Source organism: Geodermatophilus sp. SYSU D00700 (assembly GCF_054050255.1).
The window spans coordinates 1-18,020 of the sequence record NZ_JBJGZA010000025.1; the positions used below are offsets into that span (position 1 = coordinate 1).

The 18,020-nt window shown below is 76.4% G+C and carries 16 protein-coding genes; 8 read left to right on the plus strand and 8 right to left on the minus strand.

All coding sequences use genetic code 11. From position 1 onward, the window contains the following. Nucleotides 1-107 precede the first annotated feature (107 nt). Nucleotides 108-1,337 carry a saccharopine dehydrogenase family protein gene (locus ACI79V_RS16780; RefSeq protein ID WP_456890951.1) on the minus strand — a complete coding sequence of 410 codons (1,230 nt, stop codon included), beginning with the start codon at nucleotides 1,335-1,337 and terminating at the stop codon, nucleotides 108-110. A gap of 37 nt (nucleotides 1,338-1,374) precedes the next feature. After that, the gene (locus tag ACI79V_RS16785; protein ID WP_456890953.1) at nucleotides 1,375-2,088 is read right to left on the minus strand and encodes a trimeric intracellular cation channel family protein; all 714 of its coding nucleotides are present in this window, start codon (nucleotides 2,086-2,088) and stop codon (nucleotides 1,375-1,377) included. Between the two features lie 125 nt (nucleotides 2,089-2,213). On the opposite strand from ACI79V_RS16785, the gene ACI79V_RS16790 reads away from it, so the two are divergent. Together ACI79V_RS16790 and ACI79V_RS16795 are read left to right on the plus strand one after the other, a co-directional pair. Then, nucleotides 2,214-4,211, plus strand: a complete 1,998-nt coding sequence (locus ACI79V_RS16790) for a putative bifunctional diguanylate cyclase/phosphodiesterase (RefSeq protein WP_456890955.1) — start codon at nucleotides 2,214-2,216, stop codon at nucleotides 4,209-4,211. After that, on the plus strand, nucleotides 4,208-5,119 hold the full coding sequence (locus ACI79V_RS16795; protein ID WP_456890957.1) for an ABC transporter substrate-binding protein: 912 nt from the start codon (nucleotides 4,208-4,210) through the stop codon (nucleotides 5,117-5,119). Before ACI79V_RS16790 ends, ACI79V_RS16795 begins: the two co-directional genes overlap by 4 nt. A 33-nt stretch (nucleotides 5,120-5,152) precedes the next feature. On the opposite strand, the gene nagA is transcribed toward ACI79V_RS16795, so the two are convergent. Continuing rightward, a complete protein-coding gene (gene nagA, locus ACI79V_RS16800) occupies nucleotides 5,153-6,283 on the minus strand; it encodes an N-acetylglucosamine-6-phosphate deacetylase (protein ID WP_456890959.1) in 1,131 nt (376 codons plus the stop codon). Between the two features lie 122 nt (nucleotides 6,284-6,405). On the opposite strand from nagA, the gene ACI79V_RS16805 reads away from it, so the two are divergent. From ACI79V_RS16805 to ACI79V_RS16830, 6 genes are all read left to right on the plus strand, one after another. Further along, on the plus strand, nucleotides 6,406-7,929 hold the full coding sequence (locus tag ACI79V_RS16805; RefSeq protein WP_456890961.1) for an ABC transporter substrate-binding protein: 1,524 nt from the start codon (nucleotides 6,406-6,408) through the stop codon (nucleotides 7,927-7,929). A gap of 8 nt (nucleotides 7,930-7,937) precedes the next feature. After that, on the plus strand, nucleotides 7,938-8,870 hold the full coding sequence (locus ACI79V_RS16810; protein ID WP_456876252.1) for an ABC transporter permease: 933 nt from the start codon (nucleotides 7,938-7,940) through the stop codon (nucleotides 8,868-8,870). Then, entirely contained in the window at nucleotides 8,867-9,805 is a 939-nt protein-coding gene (locus tag ACI79V_RS16815; RefSeq protein ID WP_456890963.1) for an ABC transporter permease, read from the plus strand. Before ACI79V_RS16810 ends, ACI79V_RS16815 begins: the two co-directional genes overlap by 4 nt. Next, complete coding sequence (locus ACI79V_RS16820) at nucleotides 9,802-10,836, plus strand: ABC transporter ATP-binding protein (RefSeq protein ID WP_456890965.1); 1,035 nt, start codon at nucleotides 9,802-9,804, stop codon at nucleotides 10,834-10,836. Before ACI79V_RS16815 ends, ACI79V_RS16820 begins: the two co-directional genes overlap by 4 nt. Then, nucleotides 10,833-11,900 (plus strand): ABC transporter ATP-binding protein, encoded by a 1,068-nt coding sequence (locus ACI79V_RS16825; RefSeq protein ID WP_456890967.1) that lies wholly within the window; start codon nucleotides 10,833-10,835, stop codon nucleotides 11,898-11,900. Before ACI79V_RS16820 ends, ACI79V_RS16825 begins: the two co-directional genes overlap by 4 nt. Before the next feature lie 99 nt (nucleotides 11,901-11,999). Continuing rightward, nucleotides 12,000-12,752, plus strand: coding sequence for an MIP/aquaporin family protein (locus tag ACI79V_RS16830; RefSeq protein ID WP_456890969.1), 753 nt, complete (start codon nucleotides 12,000-12,002; stop codon nucleotides 12,750-12,752). Between the two features lie 22 nt (nucleotides 12,753-12,774). Here ACI79V_RS16830 and ACI79V_RS16835 read toward each other — a convergent pair whose 3' ends face one another. The 5 genes from ACI79V_RS16835 to ACI79V_RS16855 all read right to left on the minus strand — a co-directional run bounded on the left by ACI79V_RS16835 (nucleotide 12,775) and on the right by ACI79V_RS16855 (nucleotide 17,994). Continuing rightward, on the minus strand, nucleotides 12,775-14,448 hold the full coding sequence (locus ACI79V_RS16835; RefSeq protein WP_456890971.1) for a helicase-related protein: 1,674 nt from the start codon (nucleotides 14,446-14,448) through the stop codon (nucleotides 12,775-12,777). 271 nt (nucleotides 14,449-14,719) lie between these two features. Further along, on the minus strand, nucleotides 14,720-16,213 hold the full coding sequence (locus ACI79V_RS16840; RefSeq protein WP_456890973.1) for a protein kinase domain-containing protein: 1,494 nt from the start codon (nucleotides 16,211-16,213) through the stop codon (nucleotides 14,720-14,722). A 250-nt stretch (nucleotides 16,214-16,463) separates the two neighbouring features. Continuing rightward, nucleotides 16,464-16,898, minus strand: a complete 435-nt coding sequence (locus ACI79V_RS16845; protein ID WP_456890975.1) for an arsenate-mycothiol transferase ArsC — start codon at nucleotides 16,896-16,898, stop codon at nucleotides 16,464-16,466. After that, nucleotides 16,895-17,707 carry an aquaporin gene (locus ACI79V_RS16850; protein ID WP_456890977.1) on the minus strand — a complete coding sequence of 271 codons (813 nt, stop codon included), beginning with the start codon at nucleotides 17,705-17,707 and terminating at the stop codon, nucleotides 16,895-16,897. Before ACI79V_RS16850 ends, ACI79V_RS16845 begins: the two co-directional genes overlap by 4 nt. Further along, nucleotides 17,698-17,994, minus strand: coding sequence for an ArsR/SmtB family transcription factor (locus ACI79V_RS16855; protein ID WP_456890979.1), 297 nt, complete (start codon nucleotides 17,992-17,994; stop codon nucleotides 17,698-17,700). Before ACI79V_RS16855 ends, ACI79V_RS16850 begins: the two co-directional genes overlap by 10 nt. Nucleotides 17,995-18,020 lie beyond the last annotated feature (26 nt).

The following is an 18,020-nucleotide window of genomic DNA, read 5'->3' on the forward strand; positions in this document are numbered from 1 at the left end:
CCCCCCCCCCCCCCCCCCCCCCCCCCCCCCCCCCCCCCCCCCCCCCCCCCCCCCCCCCCCCCCCCCCCCCCCCCCCCCCCCCCCCCCCCCCCCCTGCCGCCCGTCCGTCAGAGGGCGGCGACCTCGTAGGTGTGCCCGGCCGCGCGCAGCCGCTCGACCAGCACGTCGCCGAGCGCCGTCGCGGGCGTGAGCGACCCGGCGCGGTCGGGCAGCCGGTCGCCGTCGAGGGCGAGGCCGAGGGCCACCTGCCCGAACATCACCGACGTCGCCGCGTACCCGGGATCCCCCTTCCCGGCCGCGGTGGCGCGGTAGCGCCGCCCGCTCTCGGTGTCGGCGTCGACGACCATGCGGAACCAGCCCTTCTCCCGCTCGGACTCCGACGGGCCGGTGCCCGGCTCGGGCAGCACGCGGTCGACCAGCGCCCGCGTGGGCGGGAAGGCCAGTGCGCCCACGGCGGCGGCCAGGCCGGTGGTGACGCCCGCGGCGGTGAACGCGCCGGTGATGCCGCGGCCGGCGCTCATCGACTCCCCGTAGCGCAGGCCCCGCCCGTAGGCCCACTCCTGCAGCGCGTTGCTGCGCCGCACGATCCGGGTGTTGAAGGACGCCATGACGAACGGCGCGGTCCAGCGGCCGTCGGCGGCGAGGGCGGGCAGTGCGGCATCCGAGGGCTGGCGGGTGTCGGGCTCGGCGGCCCGGTCGGGGGAGAGGGCGAACGGGTCGGCGAGCAGGCGGCGGACGGCCCGGTCGCGGGCCGCGTCCTCGATCATCCCGCGCATCGTGGCGACCGTGCCGCCGCTGGCCCCGCCCCGGAGGCTGGCCACCAGGCGGACGTCGGTGAGCCCGCCCGCGCCGTCCGCCCGCGCCCGCTCGGCCAGGAGCAGCACCGACAGGTCCGAGGGGATGGAGTCGTAACCGGCCGCGTGCACCAGGCGGGCGCCGGTCTCGCGGGCGACGGCGTCGCAGCGGTCGATGGCCTCGCGGACGAACAGCACCTCGCCGGTGAGGTCGGCGTAGTGCGTCCCGGCGCGGGCGCACGCCTCGACCACCGGCAGCCCGTAGCGCCGGTAGGGACCGACGGTGGTCACCAGCACCCGGGTGCCCTCCGCGAGCCGGGTCAGCGAGGCGGGGTCCCCGGTGTCGGCCTCCAGCAGCGGCCACGAGCGGCCGGCAGCGGGCAGGTCGGCGGCGGCCGCGGCCAGCTTCTCCCGCGAGCGGCCGGCCAGCGCCACCCGCAGGTCGGGCGGGGCGGCCTCGGCCAGGTAGCGGGCGACCAGCCGGCCGACGAAGCCGGTGGCACCGAAGAGGACGACGTCGTGCTCACGCTGGGGTCCGGTCACCGCCCGATCCTGCCCCGGGAGGGTCCGGGCCCGCCCGTCAGCCCCGGGTCCCGCGCCGCCGCCGCGGCGGACGGTCGGCCCGCGAGAGCCGGTTGCGTGCGCGTCCGGGCAGGTCGACGGCGACCGGGGCCTCCCACCCGCGCCACACCGACAGCACCCGCAGCCCCGAGACCAGGGCGATGACGACCAGCGCGACGGGGATCGGGTCGAGGCCCAGCGGCCCGGCGAGCACGGTCAGCGCCGTGGCGCCGATGAGCGCGGCGACGGCGTTGTAGGGGCCCGGCTGCACGATGTCGGCGCGCTGGCCGAGCAGGACGTCGCGGATCACGGCCCCGCCGACGGCGGTGAGGGTGCCGATGAACACCACCGAGGCGCTGGGCAGGCCGGCGAGCTGGGCCTTCTGCGCGCCGATCACGGTGAACAGGCCGAGGGTGAGCGCGTCGAGCACCACGAGCAGCGCGGTCAGCCGCGACAGCCAGCCGGAGAACCAGAAGGTGACCATCGCGGTGATCGCCACGGCCGGCAGGTAGGTCCGGTTGGTCAGCGCCACCGGCGGGCCGGCGGCCAGCAGCACGTCACGGATGAGCCCGCCGCCGAGGCCGCCGCTGACCGCCAGCAGCAGCACCCCGGAGACGGCGAAGCCCTCCCGCGCGGCGAGCAGCCCGCCGGTGAGCGCGCCGACGACGATCGCCGCGAGGTCGATCGCGACCGGGACGCGCAGGGTCTCGACCGCCGCCGCGAGGGTGCTCACGGCTGCCCATCCTCCCGCCGGGGGGACGGCGTCCGGGGCAGGTGTACCACCCGGACGGGGGAGGACCGGTCCTGTGGCGGAGGCCACCCCTCAACCCGCGGACGATCACGTCCGATACGAGCGGCATGCGTCGGTCCTCGTCCCCCGGGGTGGCCGGCACCCGGCTGTTCGCCGTGTACGCCGCGGCCAGCCTGGTGCCGGTCGTACTGCTGGGCGGTGGTCTCGCGGCGGGCATCCGGCAGGACGCCGTCGACCGCGCGCTGGAGTACGGCCACGCTCAGGCGGCCGTGGTCGAGGAGATGGCGATCGCACCGGCGCTGCGCGGCCAGGACCTCGCCACCGGGGTGACCGGTGCCGAGCTCGAGCGGCTGCGGGCGGCCACCGACCTGGCCGTCTTCCGCGGCTCGATCCTGCGGCTGCGGCTGCGCGACTTCTCCGGCGCGGTGGTCTTCGCCGACGACGGCGCCACCGGCCCCGAGGCCGCGCTGCCCGACTACCCCGCCGGTGAGGACGTCGTCCCGGCCGCCGACCCCGCGTTCGCCACGGCCGCGACGGGGGGCACCGACGTCGCCCTCCTCGACGACGACGGACTGGCCGTCGGGCGGATGATCCGCGTCCTGCAGCCCATCGTGGCCGACACCTCGGGCCGCTCGGTCGGGGTCCTCGAGCTGCTGCTGCCCTACGACACCGTCGCCGCCGAGGTCGAGGCGGCGACCACCCGCACCTACTGGCGCCTGGGCGCCGGCCTGGGCGCGCTCTACCTCGTGCTCGCCGGGATCTCCTGGTCGACCACCCGCCGGCTGCGCCGCCAGGCCGCGCAGGCCGCGCACGACGCCCTGCACGACCCCCTGACCGGGCTGGCCAACCGGGAGCTGTTCGCCCGCCGGGTGGCCGCCGAGCTCGGGCGCGGCACGCCGGGCGCCGTCGTCCTCGTCGACCTCGACCGGTTCAAGGAGGTCAACGACACCCTCGGCCACCACGCCGGCGACCAGCTGCTGGTCGAGGTGGGCCGCCGGCTGACCGCCACCGTGCGCGCGGAGGACACCGTGGCCCGTCTCGGCGGCGACGAGTTCGGCCTGCTGCTGCCCGGGATGGACCGCGCCGCCGACGCCCGCGAGCTGGTCCAGCGGGTGAGCGACGCGCTGTCGGTCGAGACCGTCGTCGAGGGCGTCCCGCTCGCCGTCGAGGCCAGCTGCGGCATCGCCATGCACCCGGCCGACGCCACCGACGTCGAGACGCTGCTGACCTGCGCCGACGCCGCCATGTACCAGGGCAAGCGCGGCGCCACCGGCGTCGTCGTCTTCGACCCCCGCGCCACCGCCCCCTCGCCGTACTCGCCGGTCCTGCAGCACGACGTGCGCCGGGCCCTGGAGGACGGCGACCTGCGGCTGCACTACCAGCCGCAGGTGGACCTGGCCTCCGGCCGCACCGCCGGCGTCGAGGCGCTGCTGCGCTGGCAGCACCCCGAGCGCGGGCTGATCGGGCCCGGCGGCTTCCTGCCGGCGCTCGAACAGTCCGGCGTCATGGGCGCGCTCACCGAGTGGGTGCTGCGGCAGGCGCTGGCCGACTGCGCCGCCTGGAGCGCCGCCGGCGAGGACTGGACGGTGTCGGTCAACGTCTCGGTGCGCAACCTGGAGACGCCCGGCTTCGCCGCCACCGTGGCCCGGCTCGCCGCCGAGGCCGGTGTGCCGCCGGCCCGGTTGCACCTCGAGGTCACCGAGACCGCGCTGCCCGCCGACCTCGCCACCGCCTCGGCCTGCCTGGCCGAGCTGGCCGCGCACGGCTTCGGCGCCGCCCTGGACGACTTCGGTGTCGGCTTCGCCAGCCTGTCGCACCTGCGCTCCCTGGCGCTGACCGAGGTCAAGGTCGACCGGGCCTTCGTCACCGGCGTGGACGTCTCGGCCGAGGACGCCGCCGTCGTGCGGTCGCTGGTCGAGCTCGCGCACGGCCTGGGGCTGTCGGTCTGCGCCGAGGGCGTGGAGACGCCCGAGGTCGCGGCCTGGCTGCGGGCGGTCGGCTGCGACCGCGCCCAGGGCTGGTTGTTCTCCCGGCCGCGCCCGTGGCCGGAACTCACCTGCGCGGCCGCAGGGGTGTCCGCGCCCTCCGTGGAGGTCCTCGCGTGACCCGCACCCACCGTGCCCTCATCGGCACCGCCGTCCTCGCCGTCGCCCTGGTCACCGCGGGCTGCGGGACCTCCGGGGACCCGGCCGCACCCGCGTCCGACGCGGCGCCGGCCGTGACCGTGGACGAGCGGCTGCACGCCGCGCTGCCCGAGGACGTCCGCGACAGCGGCGTCCTGACCGTGGCCAACGACCCGTCCTACCCGCCGGCCTCGTCCTTCGGCCCCGACGGGCGCACCATCGTCGGCTTCGAGCCCGACCTCGGCGCCGCGCTCGGCGACCTGCTCGGGGTGGAGGTGCAGTTCGAGGCCTCTTCCTTCGACACCCTGCTCGACGACCTCGCCGCCGACCGGTTCGACCTGGTGATGAGCGCGGTCACCGACACCGCCGAGCGCGAGCAGCAGGCCGACTTCGTCAACTACTTCCGCGCCGGCTCCTCGATCGTCGTGGCGCGGGGCAACCCGCACGGCATCCACGACCTGGCCGGGCTGTGCGGGCGCAGCGTCGCCGTCGAGGCCGGGACGGTGCAGGTCGGGCTGCTCGAGCGGGCGCAGGCGGCGTGCGTGGGGCGGATCGACGTCCACGAGCTGCCCACCAACGACGACGCGCTGCTCGAGCTGCGCACCGGCCGCGCCGACGCCGTCGTCGCCGACTACCCGCCGGCGGTCTTCGTGACCACCGACCCGCGGACCCAGAACAGCTTCCAGCTGGTCTCCGACACCCAGTACGAGCCCGGGCTCTACGGCATCGCCGTCGCCCCCGACCGCCCGGAGCTGCGCGACGTGGTGACGCAGGCGCTGCAGCGGCTCGTCGACGACGGCGTCTACCAGCAGCTGCTCGACCGGTGGGAGGTCGGCCACGGCGCCGTCGACGCGGTGACCGTCAACGGCGGCCTGCCCCCGGTGGACTGACCGGGCCGCCGTGCCCCGACGCCGTCCCGGCGGTCAGCGGATCCGCCGCCCGGCCGCCCACACCGCCGTGACGGACCGGTCCGCCGCCAGGGCGACGACGTCCGCCGCGTACCCGGGCGCGAGCCGGCCGAGCCGGTGCCCGAGGCCCAGCGCCCGCGCCGGGGTGGCGGTCAGCGCGGTGACCGCGGCCACCGGGTCGACGCCGGCGGCGAGCGCGGCCCGCAGCGCGGCGTCCTGGGTGAGCGTGGACCCGGCGAGCGTGTCGGTGCCGGTGAGGACCGCCCGGTCGCCGCGCACGGTGACCGCCCGCCCGCCGATGCGGTGCTCGCCGTCGCCGCTGCCCGCCGCGGCCGTCGCGTCGGTGACCAGCGCGACCCGCCCCGGCGCGCCGGCCACCAGCAGCGCGGCGACGACGGGGTGCACGTGCACACCGTCGAACACCAGCTCGAGCGTGACCCGGGGGTCGGCGAGCGCCGCGCCGACCGGGCCCGGGTGGCGGTGGTGCAGGCCGGGCATCGCGTTGAGCGCGTGCGTGAGCAGCCGGGCACCGGCGTCGAAGGCCGCCGCGGTGAGCGCGGCGTCGGCCTCGGTGTGCCCCACCGCGACGACGACACCCGCGGCGGTGAACGCGCGCACGGCCTCGAGCGCGCCGGGCAGCTCGGGCGCGATGGTGACCTGCCGCAGCGTACCCCGGGCGGCGGCCAGCAGCCGGGCGACGTCGCCGGGGGTGGGGGCCCGCAGGTGGCGCGGGTCGTGGGCGCCGCAGCGGGTGGCCGCGAGGAACGGGCCCTCGAGGTGCGCGCCCAGGACCGTCGGCTCCTCCTGCGCGAGGTCGGCGATGCCCGCCAGCGACCCGGCCAGCTCCTCGACCGGCGCGGCGACCAGGCTGACCACCGACCGGGTGGTGCCCGCGGCCCGGTGCACGGCCAGCGCCCGGCGGACCGCACCGGGGCCGTCGTCGAAGGAGTGACCGCCGCCGCCGTGGACGTGCAGGTCGACGAAGCCCGGCACCAGTTCCGCGCCGGCGAGGTCGACGGTCTCGTCGGCGTGCGGACGGGGTCCGGTGCCGGTGGCCGCGACGGTGTCGCCGTCGAGGAGCACCCAGCCGCCCTCGACCGGCCCGCCGGCGTCGAGCAGCCGGTCGCCGGCCAGCAGCGTGCGCACGGACGGGGATCTCCCCGCCCGGGAGGTCGAGGGAACGTAACGATCGGGTTCTCGTTCGGCGCGGACACGGCGACAGGGCCAGGGTCGGGGGCGGACGACACCGCCGAACCCCGGAGGTCAGCGTGCGCACGACACCCCTCCTGCCCCTCGCCGCCGCGGCGGCCCTGGTCCTCACCTCCTGCGGAGGCGGGGAGAGCGTCGACACCGGCGGTGGCGGCGGAGCCGACGAGAACGTGCTGGTCGCCGCGGTCAGCGCCCAGCCCGACCAGTTCGACCCGCACGCCACCAACGCCTACGCGAGCTTCCAGGTGCTGGAGAACGTCTACGACACCCTCGTCGTCCCGAGCGCCGAGGACCTCACCATGCAGCCGAGCCTGGCCGAGTCGTGGACCACCAGCCCCGACGGCCTGGCCTGGACGTTCACCCTCCGCGAGGGCGTCACCTTCCACGACGGCAGCGAGTTCGACTCCGCCGACGTCGTCTACAGCTACCGGCGGATCATCGACGAGGAACTGGCCAACGCCTACCGGTTCGCCACCGTCACCGACGTCGCCGCGCCCGACCCGCGCACCGTGGTCCTCACGCTCAGCCGGCCCACGCCCAACCTGCTGGAGCTCATCGGCTCGTTCAAGGGCATGGCGATCGTCCCGGAGAACGCCGCCGACGACCTCGACCTGCAGACCGAGGCCAACGGCACCGGGCCGTTCCGGCTGGAGAGCTCCGACGCCAACGCCACCGTGCTCACCGCCTTCGAGGAGCACTGGGCCGGTGCGCCCACCGTCGACGGGGTCGAGTTCCGCTACGTCGCCGAGCCCAGCGCGGCCCTCACCGCGCTGCGCAACGGCGAGGTGCAGTGGACCGACAACGTCCCGCCGCAGAACATCGAGTCTCTGCAGGGCGAGGAGGACGTCGAGCTCGGCTCGGTCACCAGCGTCGAGTACTACTACCTGTCGATGAACTACGCCGTCCCGCCGTTCGACAACCGGGACGTGCGCCGGGCGATCGCCACCGCGATCGACCGCGAGGAGGTCACCCAGGCCGCCCGCTTCGGCGCCGCGCAGGCCAACCAGACGGCGATCCCCGAGGGCAGCCCGTGGTTCCTGGACTACGCGCCGTTCACCCCCGACCAGGAGGCCGCCCGGCAGCTGCTCGCGCAGGCCGGCGTGCAGACGCCGCTGACGATGGGGCTGATGGTCACCGACGAGATCCCCGAGACGGTGGCCGCCGCCCAGGTCATCGCCAGCCAGCTGCAGCCGATCGGCGTCGAGGTGGAGATCCAGGAGGAGGACCTCGCCACCTGGCTCGACCGGCAGGACCAGGGCGACTTCGACGCCTTCCTGCTCAGCTGGATCGGCAACATCGACCCGGCGGACTTCTACGAGAACCAGCACCTGTCCACCGGCGGCAGCAACTACCAGGGCTACAACAACCCGCAGGTCGACGCCCTGCTGACCCGGGCGGCCACCGAGCCGGACCAGGCCACCCGCAAGGGCCTCTACGACGAGGCCGCGCGGATCGTCGTCGACGACGTCAGCTACCTGTACCTGTACAACCCCGACGAGGTGCAGGCCTGGTCGGCCGGGCTGACCGGGTACCAGGTTCGGCCCGACGCGGCGATCAACTTCGAGACGGTGCAGCTGCCCTGACCGGGTTCCTGCTCCGGCGCGCCGGCCAGGCCGTGGTGGTCCTGGCCGGCGTCAGCGTCCTGGTCTTCTCGCTGATCCACCTCGTCCGGGGCGACCCGATCCGCCTGGCGCTGGGCACCCGGTACTCCCAGGAGACCTACGACGCCCTGCGGGAGCGCAGCGGCCTGGACCTGCCCCTCGTCGAGCAGTACCTCACCTGGGCCGGGCGGGCGGTGACCGGTGACCTCGGGGTGAGCTTCCGCAGCGGGGAGACGGTCACCTCACTGATCGCCGAGCGGCTGCCGGCGACGCTGACCCTGGCCTTCGCCGCGCTGCTGGTGGCGCTGGTCATCGCCGTGCCGCTGGGCGTGCTCTCCGCGCTGCACCCGCGGTCGCTGGTCGACCGGCTGGCCACCGTCGTCAGCCAGATCGGCATCTCGGTGCCCGACTTCTGGCTGTCGATCATGCTGATCCTGGTCTTCGCCGGGACGCTGGGCTGGTTCCCCTCGGGCGGCTACGTCCCGCTCACCGAGGACCCGCTGGGCTGGCTGCAGCGCCTGGTGCTGCCCGCGGTGGCCACCGGCGTCGTCTCCGGGTCGGTCATCACCCGGTTCGTCCGGTCCAGCGTGCTCGAGGCGCTGGGCTCCGACCACGTGCGCACCGCGCGGGCCAAGGGCGTGCCCGCCCGGCAGGTGCTCACCTGGCACGTGCTGCGCAACGCCCTGCTGCCGCTGGTGACCGTCACCGGCGTCCAGCTGGCCTACCTGCTGTCGGGGGTGGTCGTCGTGGAGATCGTCTTCTCCTGGCCGGGCCTGGGCCAGCTGGCCTACCAGGCGGTGCGCGACCGCGACTTCCCGGTGCTGCAGGGCGCGGTGCTGCTGTTCGCCCTCGTCTTCCTGGTCGTCAACCTGCTGGTCGACCTGCTCTACGGCCGCATCGACCCGAGGATCACCCGCCGATGACCGCACTGCCCACGCCGGGTGCCACCCCGGCGCAGCCCCCGCCGTCCGGGCCGCTGCCGACGAGCACCCCGCCGCGCCCGCGGTGGCGGGAGACCCTCGGCCTGCTCGCGCGCAACCCGACCGCCGCCGTCTCCGCCGTCGTGCTGGTGGTCATCGTGCTCGTCGCGGTCTTCGACGAGACCCTGGCGCCCGACGGGCCCAACGACCAGGACCCCTCGCGGCAGCTGCAGCCGCCGAGCTGGGAGCACCCGTTCGGCACCGACGAGTTCGGCCGCGACGTGTTCAGCCGGGTGGTCCTCGGCGCCGGGACGTCGCTGCGGGTCGGCTTCCTGTCCGTGGCGTTCGCCCTCGTCGTCGGCACGGTCATCGGGCTGCTGGCCGGCTACCACGGCCGGTGGGTCGACGACACGCTCATGCGGATCATGGACGTGCTGTTCGCCTTCCCCGCCGTGCTGCTGGCCATCGCGATCGTGGCGATCCGCGGCGCGGGGCCGGCCAACGCCATCCTGGCCATCGGCATCGTCTACGTGCCGATCTTCGCCAGGGTCACCCGCGCCAGCGTGCTCGGCGTGCGCGAGGAGGTCTACGTGCGGGCCTCGCGGTCGGTGGGCGCGTCGGACTGGCGGCTGGTCACCCGGCACGTGCTGCCCAACGCCGCGCCGCCGATCATCGTGCAGACCTCGGTCAGCCTGGCCTTCGCCGTCCTCGCCGAGGCCGCGCTGTCCTTCCTCGGCCTGGGCCCGCGCCGGCCGGAACCGTCGTGGGGGCTGATGCTCGCCGACGGCCGCGACTTCATCGACCAGGCCTGGTGGTACACGGTGTTCCCCGGCCTGGCCATCGTGGTCACCGTGCTGTGCTTCAACCTGCTCGGCGACGGGCTGCGCGACGTCCTCGACCCGCGCCAGCGCACGCTCATGGCCGGGGGCGGCCGGTGAGCGCGGCCGCGGACACCGCCGTCGAGCCGGTCCTGGCGGTGGAGGACCTGCGCGTGGACCTGCGCACCCCGCGCGGGACGGCGCACGTGGTCAACGGGCTCTCCTACACGGTCGGCCCGGGGGAGACCGTCGCCGTCGTCGGGGAGTCCGGCAGCGGCAAGAGCGTCTCGGTGCTCGCGCTGGTCGGCCTGCTGCCGGCGGGGACGGCCACGGTGACCGGCCGGGCGCTGCTGCGGGGCGAGGACCTGCTGACCATGCCGCCCGAGCGGCTGCGGCAGGTGCGCGGCCCCGGCGTCGGCATGGTGTTCCAGGACCCGATGACCTCGCTCAACCCGGTGCTCACCGTGGGCCGGCAGCTCACCGAGGGCCTGCGCGCCCACGGGCCGGTGTCCCGGGCCGCGGCGCGCGCCCGGGCGGTGGAGCTGCTCGCCGAGGTGGGGCTGCCCGACCCCGGCCGGGCGGTGGACCGCTTCCCGCACGAGCTCTCCGGCGGCATGCGGCAGCGGGTGGTGATCGCGATCGCGCTGGCCAACGCGCCGGCGCTGCTGGTCGCCGACGAGGCCACCACCGCGCTCGACGTCACCGTGCAGGCGCAGATCCTCGAGCTGGTCGAGCGGCTGCAGGCCGAGCACGGCACCGGCGTCGTCTGGATCACCCACGACCTCGGCGTCGTCGCCGGGATCGCCGACCGGGTGCTGGTCGTCTACGGCGGGCGCTGCGTGGAGGACGGCACGGCCGACGACGTCCTCGAGCGGCCGGTGCACCCCTACACCCGCGGCCTGCTCGGCGCGCTGCCCGACCTGGCCGCGGCCGGCGACGGCGACCTGGCCACCATCGCCGGCACCCCGCCCCCGCCCACCGACCTGCCCGCCGGGTGCGTGTTCTGGCCGCGCTGCCCGGTGCGCGGCGACGCCCGCTGCGAGACCGAGCAGCCGCCCCTCACCCCGGTGACGAGCCTTCATCGCGACAGAGGCCCGCGTGGCCTGCCGCACCGGGCGGCGACGTGGTGCGCGGAGGGGGAGGCGTCGTGACGTCGACGGGCGAGCGCGAGGTGCTGGTCTCCGCCCGCGGGCTGGAGGTCCACTTCCCGCTGCGCTCGGGCGGGCCGCTGCGCCGCGCCGCCGGCGCGGTCCGCGCGGTGGACGGCGTCGACCTCGACGTGTACCGCGGCGAGACGCTGGGGCTGGTGGGCGAGTCCGGGTGCGGCAAGTCCACGCTCGGCAACGCGCTGCTGCGGCTGGTGCAGCCGACCGGCGGCACGGTGACCTTCGACGGCGCCGACGTCACCGCGATGTCGCGCCGGCAGCTGCGCGACCTGCGCCGGCGCGCCGGGATGGTGTTCCAGGACCCGTTCGCCTCGCTGGACCCGCGGCGCACCGTGGCGCAGACGGTCGGCGAGCCGCTGGAGGTCCACGGCCTGCACCCGGGGCGGGCGGCGCGCGCGGCCCGGGTCCGCGAGCTGCTCGAGCTCGTCGGCCTCGACCCCGCCGTCGCCGCCCGCTACCCGCACGAGTTCTCCGGCGGGCAGCGGCAGCGGGTCGGCATCGCCCGGGCGCTGGCCGGGGAGCCGGACTTCCTGGTCTGCGACGAGGCGATCGCGTCCCTCGACGTCAGCGTGCAGGCGCAGGTGCTCAACCTGCTGCGCCGGCTGCAGCGGCGGCTGGGGCTGACGCTGCTGTTCATCTCCCACGACCTGGCGGCGGTGCGGCACGTGTCCGACCGGATCGCGGTCATGTACCTGGGCCGGGTGGTCGAGGTCGGGCCCGCCGCCGCCGTCGCCGCGGAGCCGCAGATGCCCTACACGCGGGCGCTGCTGTCGGCGGTGCCGGTGCCGCACCCGGAGCTCGAGCGCTCCCGGCGGCGGATCGTGCTGCGCGGCGACGTCCCCTCGCCGGCGCGGGTGCCCAGCGGCTGCCGGTTCCGCACCCGCTGCCCCGACGTGTTCGGGCCCTGTCCCGACGTCGACCCGGCGCTGCAGCCGGCCGGCGCCGCGCCCGGCCACCTGGCGGCCTGCCACCTGCACGGCGTCACCGGGACGCCGGTGCAGCGGGAGCGGCCCGGCGCGCCGGTCGACGCCGGCGACCCCGCCCGCTGACCAGCGGCACCGCACCGGCTCGTTTCGTCGTGCGGCCGTCCGGCTAACGGGCGCCGGGGAGGCGGCGTACACGGCGCCGCTGCGAGCGGGGAGCGCGTGATGGCGTCGAGCAGGACCGACCGGGGTGCCGTCACCACCGGTCTCTACGGCAGCAGGATCGGCCCGCGGGTGGGGCGCCCGGCGCTCACCGAGTTCGTCGGGACGGCGATCCTGGTGTTCGTCGGGACCAGCGTGGTGGTGGCCGGGCCCGCCACCGGCAACGGCGTCTACGACCTCCTCGCGGTGGTGCTCGCCTTCGGTCTGACGCTCACCGCGCTCGCCGCGGCCCTCGGGCACGTCTCGGGCTGCCACCTCAACCCCGCGGTCACGCTGGGGCTGGCCGTGACCCGGCGCTTCCCCTGGTCGGCCGCCGGCGCCTACGTCGCCGCCCAGCTCGCCGGCGGGCTCGCCGGCGCAGCGCTGACCTGGGCGCTGTACGGCCAGGCGGCGCGGGACGAGGCGCGCCTGGGCGCCACCACGCCACAGGAGTTCGTCTCCACCGGCCAGGCGTTCCTCGCCGAGGTCCTGGTGACCTTCGTGCTGGTGCTCGTCGTGGTGTCGGTCGCCACCGACGCCCGCGCCGAGAACGCCATCGCGCCGGTGGCCGTGGGCCTCGCCCTGGCCGCCGGAATCTTCGTCGCCGGGCCGCTCACCGGCGGCGCGGTCAACCCGGCGCGCGCCTTCGGACCCGGCGTCCTGGCGGGACAGCTGTCGTCGCTGTGGATCTACCTCGTGGCGCCCGTCGTCGGCGGCGTCCTCGCGGCCCTCGTGTACGACCGCCTGCTCTCCACGGGCGAGCCGCCGGAGGCCTGACCGCAGCGCGGCCGCGCACCGGTCAGCCGTGGCCGCTGCGGGTGGGCCGCCGGCCCTGCCGGGAGCCCGACCGCGGGACCCGGCGCCCGCCGCGCCCGGCGTCCCGGCCGCCGGCGCGGGGGTGCCCGTCCCGGGCCCGTCCGCGCGGTGCGCTGCACGGGCGGCAGGTGGAGAACCAGGGGGCGATCGCGGTGCCGCACTCGACGCACGCGCTCGACCGGCTCACCGCGATGGCGTCGGGCAGCAGCTCGCTGATCGCCTCGGCGCACTCCTCCTCGACCCAGGCGGCGTCGTCGCTGCTCAGCCCGGCCACGCCGGGGAACTGCCGCAGCAGCGTCTGGGCGTCGCGCGCGGCCGCGGCGGCCTGCTCGAAGTCCTCGACACCGCCGCCGACCGGGACGTCGGGCAGCACGAGCTCCGGCCGGACCGGCAGCCCGACGGCGTGCCGCAGCGCCGCCCGGGCCAGCACCAGCCAGCGGGTGCGCCGCGGCGGGTCGTAGTCGATCGGGAGGCTCACCAGCCGCCAGACGGTGCGCAGGTCGCCGGCCGCGCCGAGCGGGCCGCGCAGCATCGGCAGCAGCGCCTGCACCCGCAGCACGAGGGAGCTGACGTCGTCGGGGGTCATGGCCTGGTCTCGGGTGGCCGCGCGGGCCCAGGCCTGCCAGCGGACGAGGGCCTCGGGCAGGTCGACGGCCTCGAAGGCACCGAGGTCCTCGAGCTCGGGGCGCAGCCGCGGCCGGCGCCCGGGCAGGTCGCTGGGCCGGTCACCCCGGGCGACCTCGGCGCCGACGGCCACCAGCGCCGCCGACGGCCGCAGCTTCGGCACGCCGGTCAGCACGCCCACGGTCCCGTGCCCGGTCAGGCCGTAGCGGCCGGCCCGCCCGGCGATCTGCGCGGCCTCCCAGCTGCGCAGCGGCCGCAGCTCGATGCCGTCGAACTTCGTCGTCTCGGCGAACAGCACGGTGCTGGCCGGGACGTTGATGCCGTGCCCGATGACGTCGGTGGTGACCAGGACGTCGAGCTCCCCGGTGGTGAACCGCTCGATGACCTCGCGCCGGGTGGCCGGGGGCAGCGCGCCGTAGAGGACGCCCACCTTCCCCGGCCGGTGCCGGTCCAGTTCCGCGGCGACGGCGTAGACGGTCTTGCGGGAGAAGGCGACGACGAGGGTCTGCGGGCGGACGCCGGTGGTGCGGACCGGCGCGCGCAGCACGTCGAGCCGGGACAGCCGCTGGTGGTGGACGACGTCGACGGACCCGGCGTCGGCGACCAGCGGTGCCAGCAGCGGGTGGGCCTCGGCCGCCGCGATCAGGTGCATCTCGCGGTACTCGCCGGTCAGCAGCAGCCGCGCCCAGTGGTGGCCGCGGTCGGGGTCGGCGACCCAGTGCGACTCGTCGAGGACGAGGAGCTCCCCGCGCATCGGGGCCTTCTCCACCGTGCAGCAGACGACGGGCGCGGAGGGGTCGATCTCCTCCTCACCGGTGGACAGGCCGACGGTGCCCTCGGGCAGCACCGCCGCGAGCTTGGCGTAGGCCTCGTGGGCGAGCTGGCGCAGCGGCGCGGCGTAGACCCCGGAGCCGGTGGCGGCCAGCGCCTGCAGCGACTCGTAGGTCTTGCCGGAGTTGGTCGGGCCGAGGTGGAAGACGACCCGCTGGGGCGGCGTCGCGCGGACGGGCAGCTCCGGCGCGGCGCCCTCCACCCACAGCTGCTGGGCGCGCCGCTCGGCGCGGGCCGCCTCGCGGTCGGCCTCCCGGTCGGCACGGCGGTCGGCCTCCCGGTCGGCCGCGGGAGCGACGGCGGGGAGCTCGTCGGCGGGGCGCCGCCTCCGGCGGCGGACGGTGGACGTCGGGGGAGCGGTGTCGGGCAGGGGAGGTCCTCGGGTCGGTCGTGCAGGGGTGCGCGGCCGCCGCGTCTCTCGCGGGGCGACTCCGGGTCAACACCGGACCGGCCGCGGACATGCCCGGGCGGGCTCAGTCGTCGCCCTCCCGGTCCTTGTCCCTGTCCTTGTCCTTGTCCTTGTCGTCCCCGTTGCCGTTCCCGTTGCCCTGGTCGCCCTCGTCGCCGTTGCCGCCGCCCTCGTCCTCCTGCTCCGCCGGTGCCGGCACCGGGGCAGGGGCGGGGGCCGGAGGAGGGGCGACGGCGTGGGTGAGGGTCACCGACTGGCCGGGCAGCAGCTCGCCGACCGGGTCGACGGCGATGACCTGCCCGTCCGCGACGTCGCTCGTGGTCAGCGGGCGCCGCTGCACCTGCAGGCCGAGGGTGACCAGCTCGGCCTCCACGTCGGCGACCGGGCGGCCGACCAGCGCGGCCGGGTCGAGCCGGACCGTGCTCGGCGGGGCCGGGGCGCTCGTGGTCGTGGGCGCGGCCGTGGCGCGGTCGGGCGTGGAGGCTGCGTCCCCGTCCCCTCCGCCCAGCAGGCCCGAGACGCCGAGCACGACGACGAGCGCCGCGACGGCCGCGCCGGCGAGGGCGGCCCACGTCCTGCGCCGGCGCGCAGGGTCCTCCGTTCCCTCCGCGACGGTGGTGTCCCCGGTGCGGTCCGCCGGGAGCAGGGGAGGCGCGGCCGGGCCGGTCGCCGTCGATGCCCCGGTCAGGGGGAGCACCGCCGTGGCGTGGCGGTCCACGTCGGCGCGGGGTGCGGCCGGGGCCAGTGCGTCGACGGCGTCGCGCACGGCGGCACCGTCGGCGAGACGGGCCGCGGGGTCCCTGGCCATCATCCGCGCCACCAGGTCACGGACGCCGGCGGGCACGTCGGGCGGCAGGGGCGGGGCCTGGTCGCGGATCTTCAGCAGCGCGATCTGCACCGGTGACTCGCCCTCGAACGGCAGCCGCCCGGCCAGGCACTGGTAGGCCACGACCCCGAGGGCGTAGACGTCGCTGGCCGGGGTGGCGGGCACGCCGTCGGCCTGCTCCGGGGACAGGTAGTGCGCGGTCCCGAGCACCTGGCCGGTCTGCGTCAGCCGCTCGCTCGCCGCCGACCAGGCGATGCCGAAGTCGGTGATCTTCACGCCGCCGTCGGCGGTCACGAGCACGTTGCCCGGCTTGACGTCGCGGTGCACGACGCCGGCCTCGTGGGCGGCGGCCAGCGCCGTCGCCGTCTGGCGGACGATCCGCAGCGTCCGGTCGACCCCGAGCCGTCCCTCCTGCGCGAGCAGGTCCGACAGCGCGGTGCCGTGGACGAGCTCCATGACCAAGTAGGGCAGCGGTCCGCGGCTGGTGTCGGCCTCGCCGTAGTCGTGGACCGCGGCGATGTGCGGGTCGTTGAGCAGCGCGGCGTGCTGCGCCTCGGAGCGGAACCGGTTCAGGAACGCGGGGTCGCCGCTGTACTCGGGACGCAGCGTCTTCACGGCGACCGACCGCTGCAGCAGCGTGTCCTGGGCTCGCCACACGACCCCCATGCCGCCTGCGGCGATGACCGACCCGAGCCGGTACCGGACGTCCAGGAGGTCTCCTGGCGAGGTCATCGGAACCGCTCCGCATCTGGTCGACCGTCGGGGGGCGCTCGTGCCGTCGCCCTCCCCGGCGGTGTCGACCACCGGGGAGGGCGACGGCACCTCGGGCTCACCGGCCCCGGCCGCGCCGCGCGGGACGCGACGCGGCCCGTCCGCGCGGGACGGGCCGGTTGGCGTCAGTCTACCGCCGGAGGACGGGTTCCCCGGCCGGCGCGAGGGCGTGGCGCGCGGGGGACGGCGCCCACCGAGCCGGGCCCGGCCGTCAGCGACCGAGGACCGACGGAGGGAGCCGGTGGTGCGGCGCAACCTCCGCGAGCAGCTCGCGGACGCGGGTGTCGAGGTCGGCGACGATGCCCCGCACGGTCTCGAGGTCCTGGCCCTTCGGGTCGTCGACCGGCCAGTCCTCGATCCGGGTACCGGGGACGACGGGGCAGGACTCCCCACAGCCGAGGGTGACCACCACGTCGGCGCCCTCGACGAGGTCGTAGCTGAGCGTGGTCGGCGTGTGGTCCCTCACCGGCAGACCCGCCTCGTCGAGTACCGCGGCGACCACCGGGTTCACGGCCGAGGCCGGCTCGGAGCCCGCGCTGCGGACCTCGACGGCGTCACCGGCGTAGTGCCGGGCCAGCGTGGCCGAGGCCACGGAACGGCCGCTGTTGTGGATGCAGGCGAACAGGATGGACGGCTTGTCGGTCACGGGACCTCCGGAGCGGATGAGGGGTCGGCGGGTCGGTGTGAGGGCCGGCGGCCGGCGCTGGTGTCCACCGGGCGGTGGCCCGCGCCGGACGGTGGTGCGATGGGGTCCTCGTGCGGGACGACGGCGTCGGCGGCGACGTCGGCGACCGTCGGGTGGAGCAGCGCCACCACGGCCACACCGGCGGCCCCGCCGACGAGCTGTGCGAGCACGAACGCGGGCACCGAGGAGGGGGCGATGCCGGCGAAGGTGTCCGACAGCATGCGGGCGACGTCGATCATCGGGTTGGCGAACGACGTCGAGGACGACCAGAAGTAGGCCGCGGTGATGTACGCACCGACGGCGAACGGGGCCATGTGGGCCCGGCCGGCGCGCACCAGGCCGAAGACCAGCACGACGAGACCGGAGGTGGCCAGCGCCTCGGACAGCCACAGACCGCCACCCGAGCGCTCGGTCGTGGCGATGCTGACCGCGGGCAGGTCGAACATCAGGTTCGCGGCGACCGCGCCGAGCGCTCCGCCGGCCAGCTGTGCCGGCAGGTACACGGCGACCTGCCGGGTGGTGACGCCGCCGAAGGCCCGGTCGGCCAGGGTGACCACCGGGTTGAAGTGGCCGCCGGACACCGGACCGAAGGCCAGGATGAGCGCGACCAGCCCGGCGCCGGTGACCAGCGCGTTCTCCAGCAGCTGCAGGCCGGTGTCGTCCGGGGAGAGCCGGGAGGCGGCGATGCCCGACCCGATGACGACGGTGACCAGTCCGGCCGAGCCGAGGAACTCCGCGACCGCCTGGCGGGTCAGCAGGCTCAGTCGCACGGCCGCTTCACCGCCACCGCCAGCCGGGCGCGGGAGGCCAGCTGCGCGTAGTGCGCCGACACGGCCTCCAGCACCTCCGGACGCAACCGGTAGTAGGTGAACCGCCCGGCCGGCTCGGCCGTCACGACGCCCAGGTCCCGCAGCACCCGCAGGTGGTTGCTGACGTTCGAGCCGGTCGCGCCGGTCTCCTCGACCAGGTGGCAGACGCACAGCTGCTCGCCGGCGAGCAGGTGGACGATCCGCGCCCGCATGGGATCGCCCAGTGCGCGCAGCAACTCGTCAGCCACCGGTGATGTCAGCACAGGCTGATGAG

Coding starts and splice junctions, on each gene's coding strand:
- ACI79V_RS16790 (WP_456890955.1), top strand. CDS start 2,214: ATGCGTCGGTCCTCGTCCCCCGGGGTGGCCGGCACCCGGCTGTTCGCC.
- ACI79V_RS16830 (WP_456890969.1), top strand. CDS start 12,000: ATGGCGTCGAGCAGGACCGACCGGGGTGCCGTCACCACCGGTCTCTAC.
- ACI79V_RS16840 (WP_456890973.1), bottom strand. CDS start 16,213: ATGACCTCGCCAGGAGACCTCCTGGACGTCCGGTACCGGCTCGGGTCG.
- ACI79V_RS16815 (WP_456890963.1), top strand. CDS start 8,867: ATGACCGCACTGCCCACGCCGGGTGCCACCCCGGCGCAGCCCCCGCCG.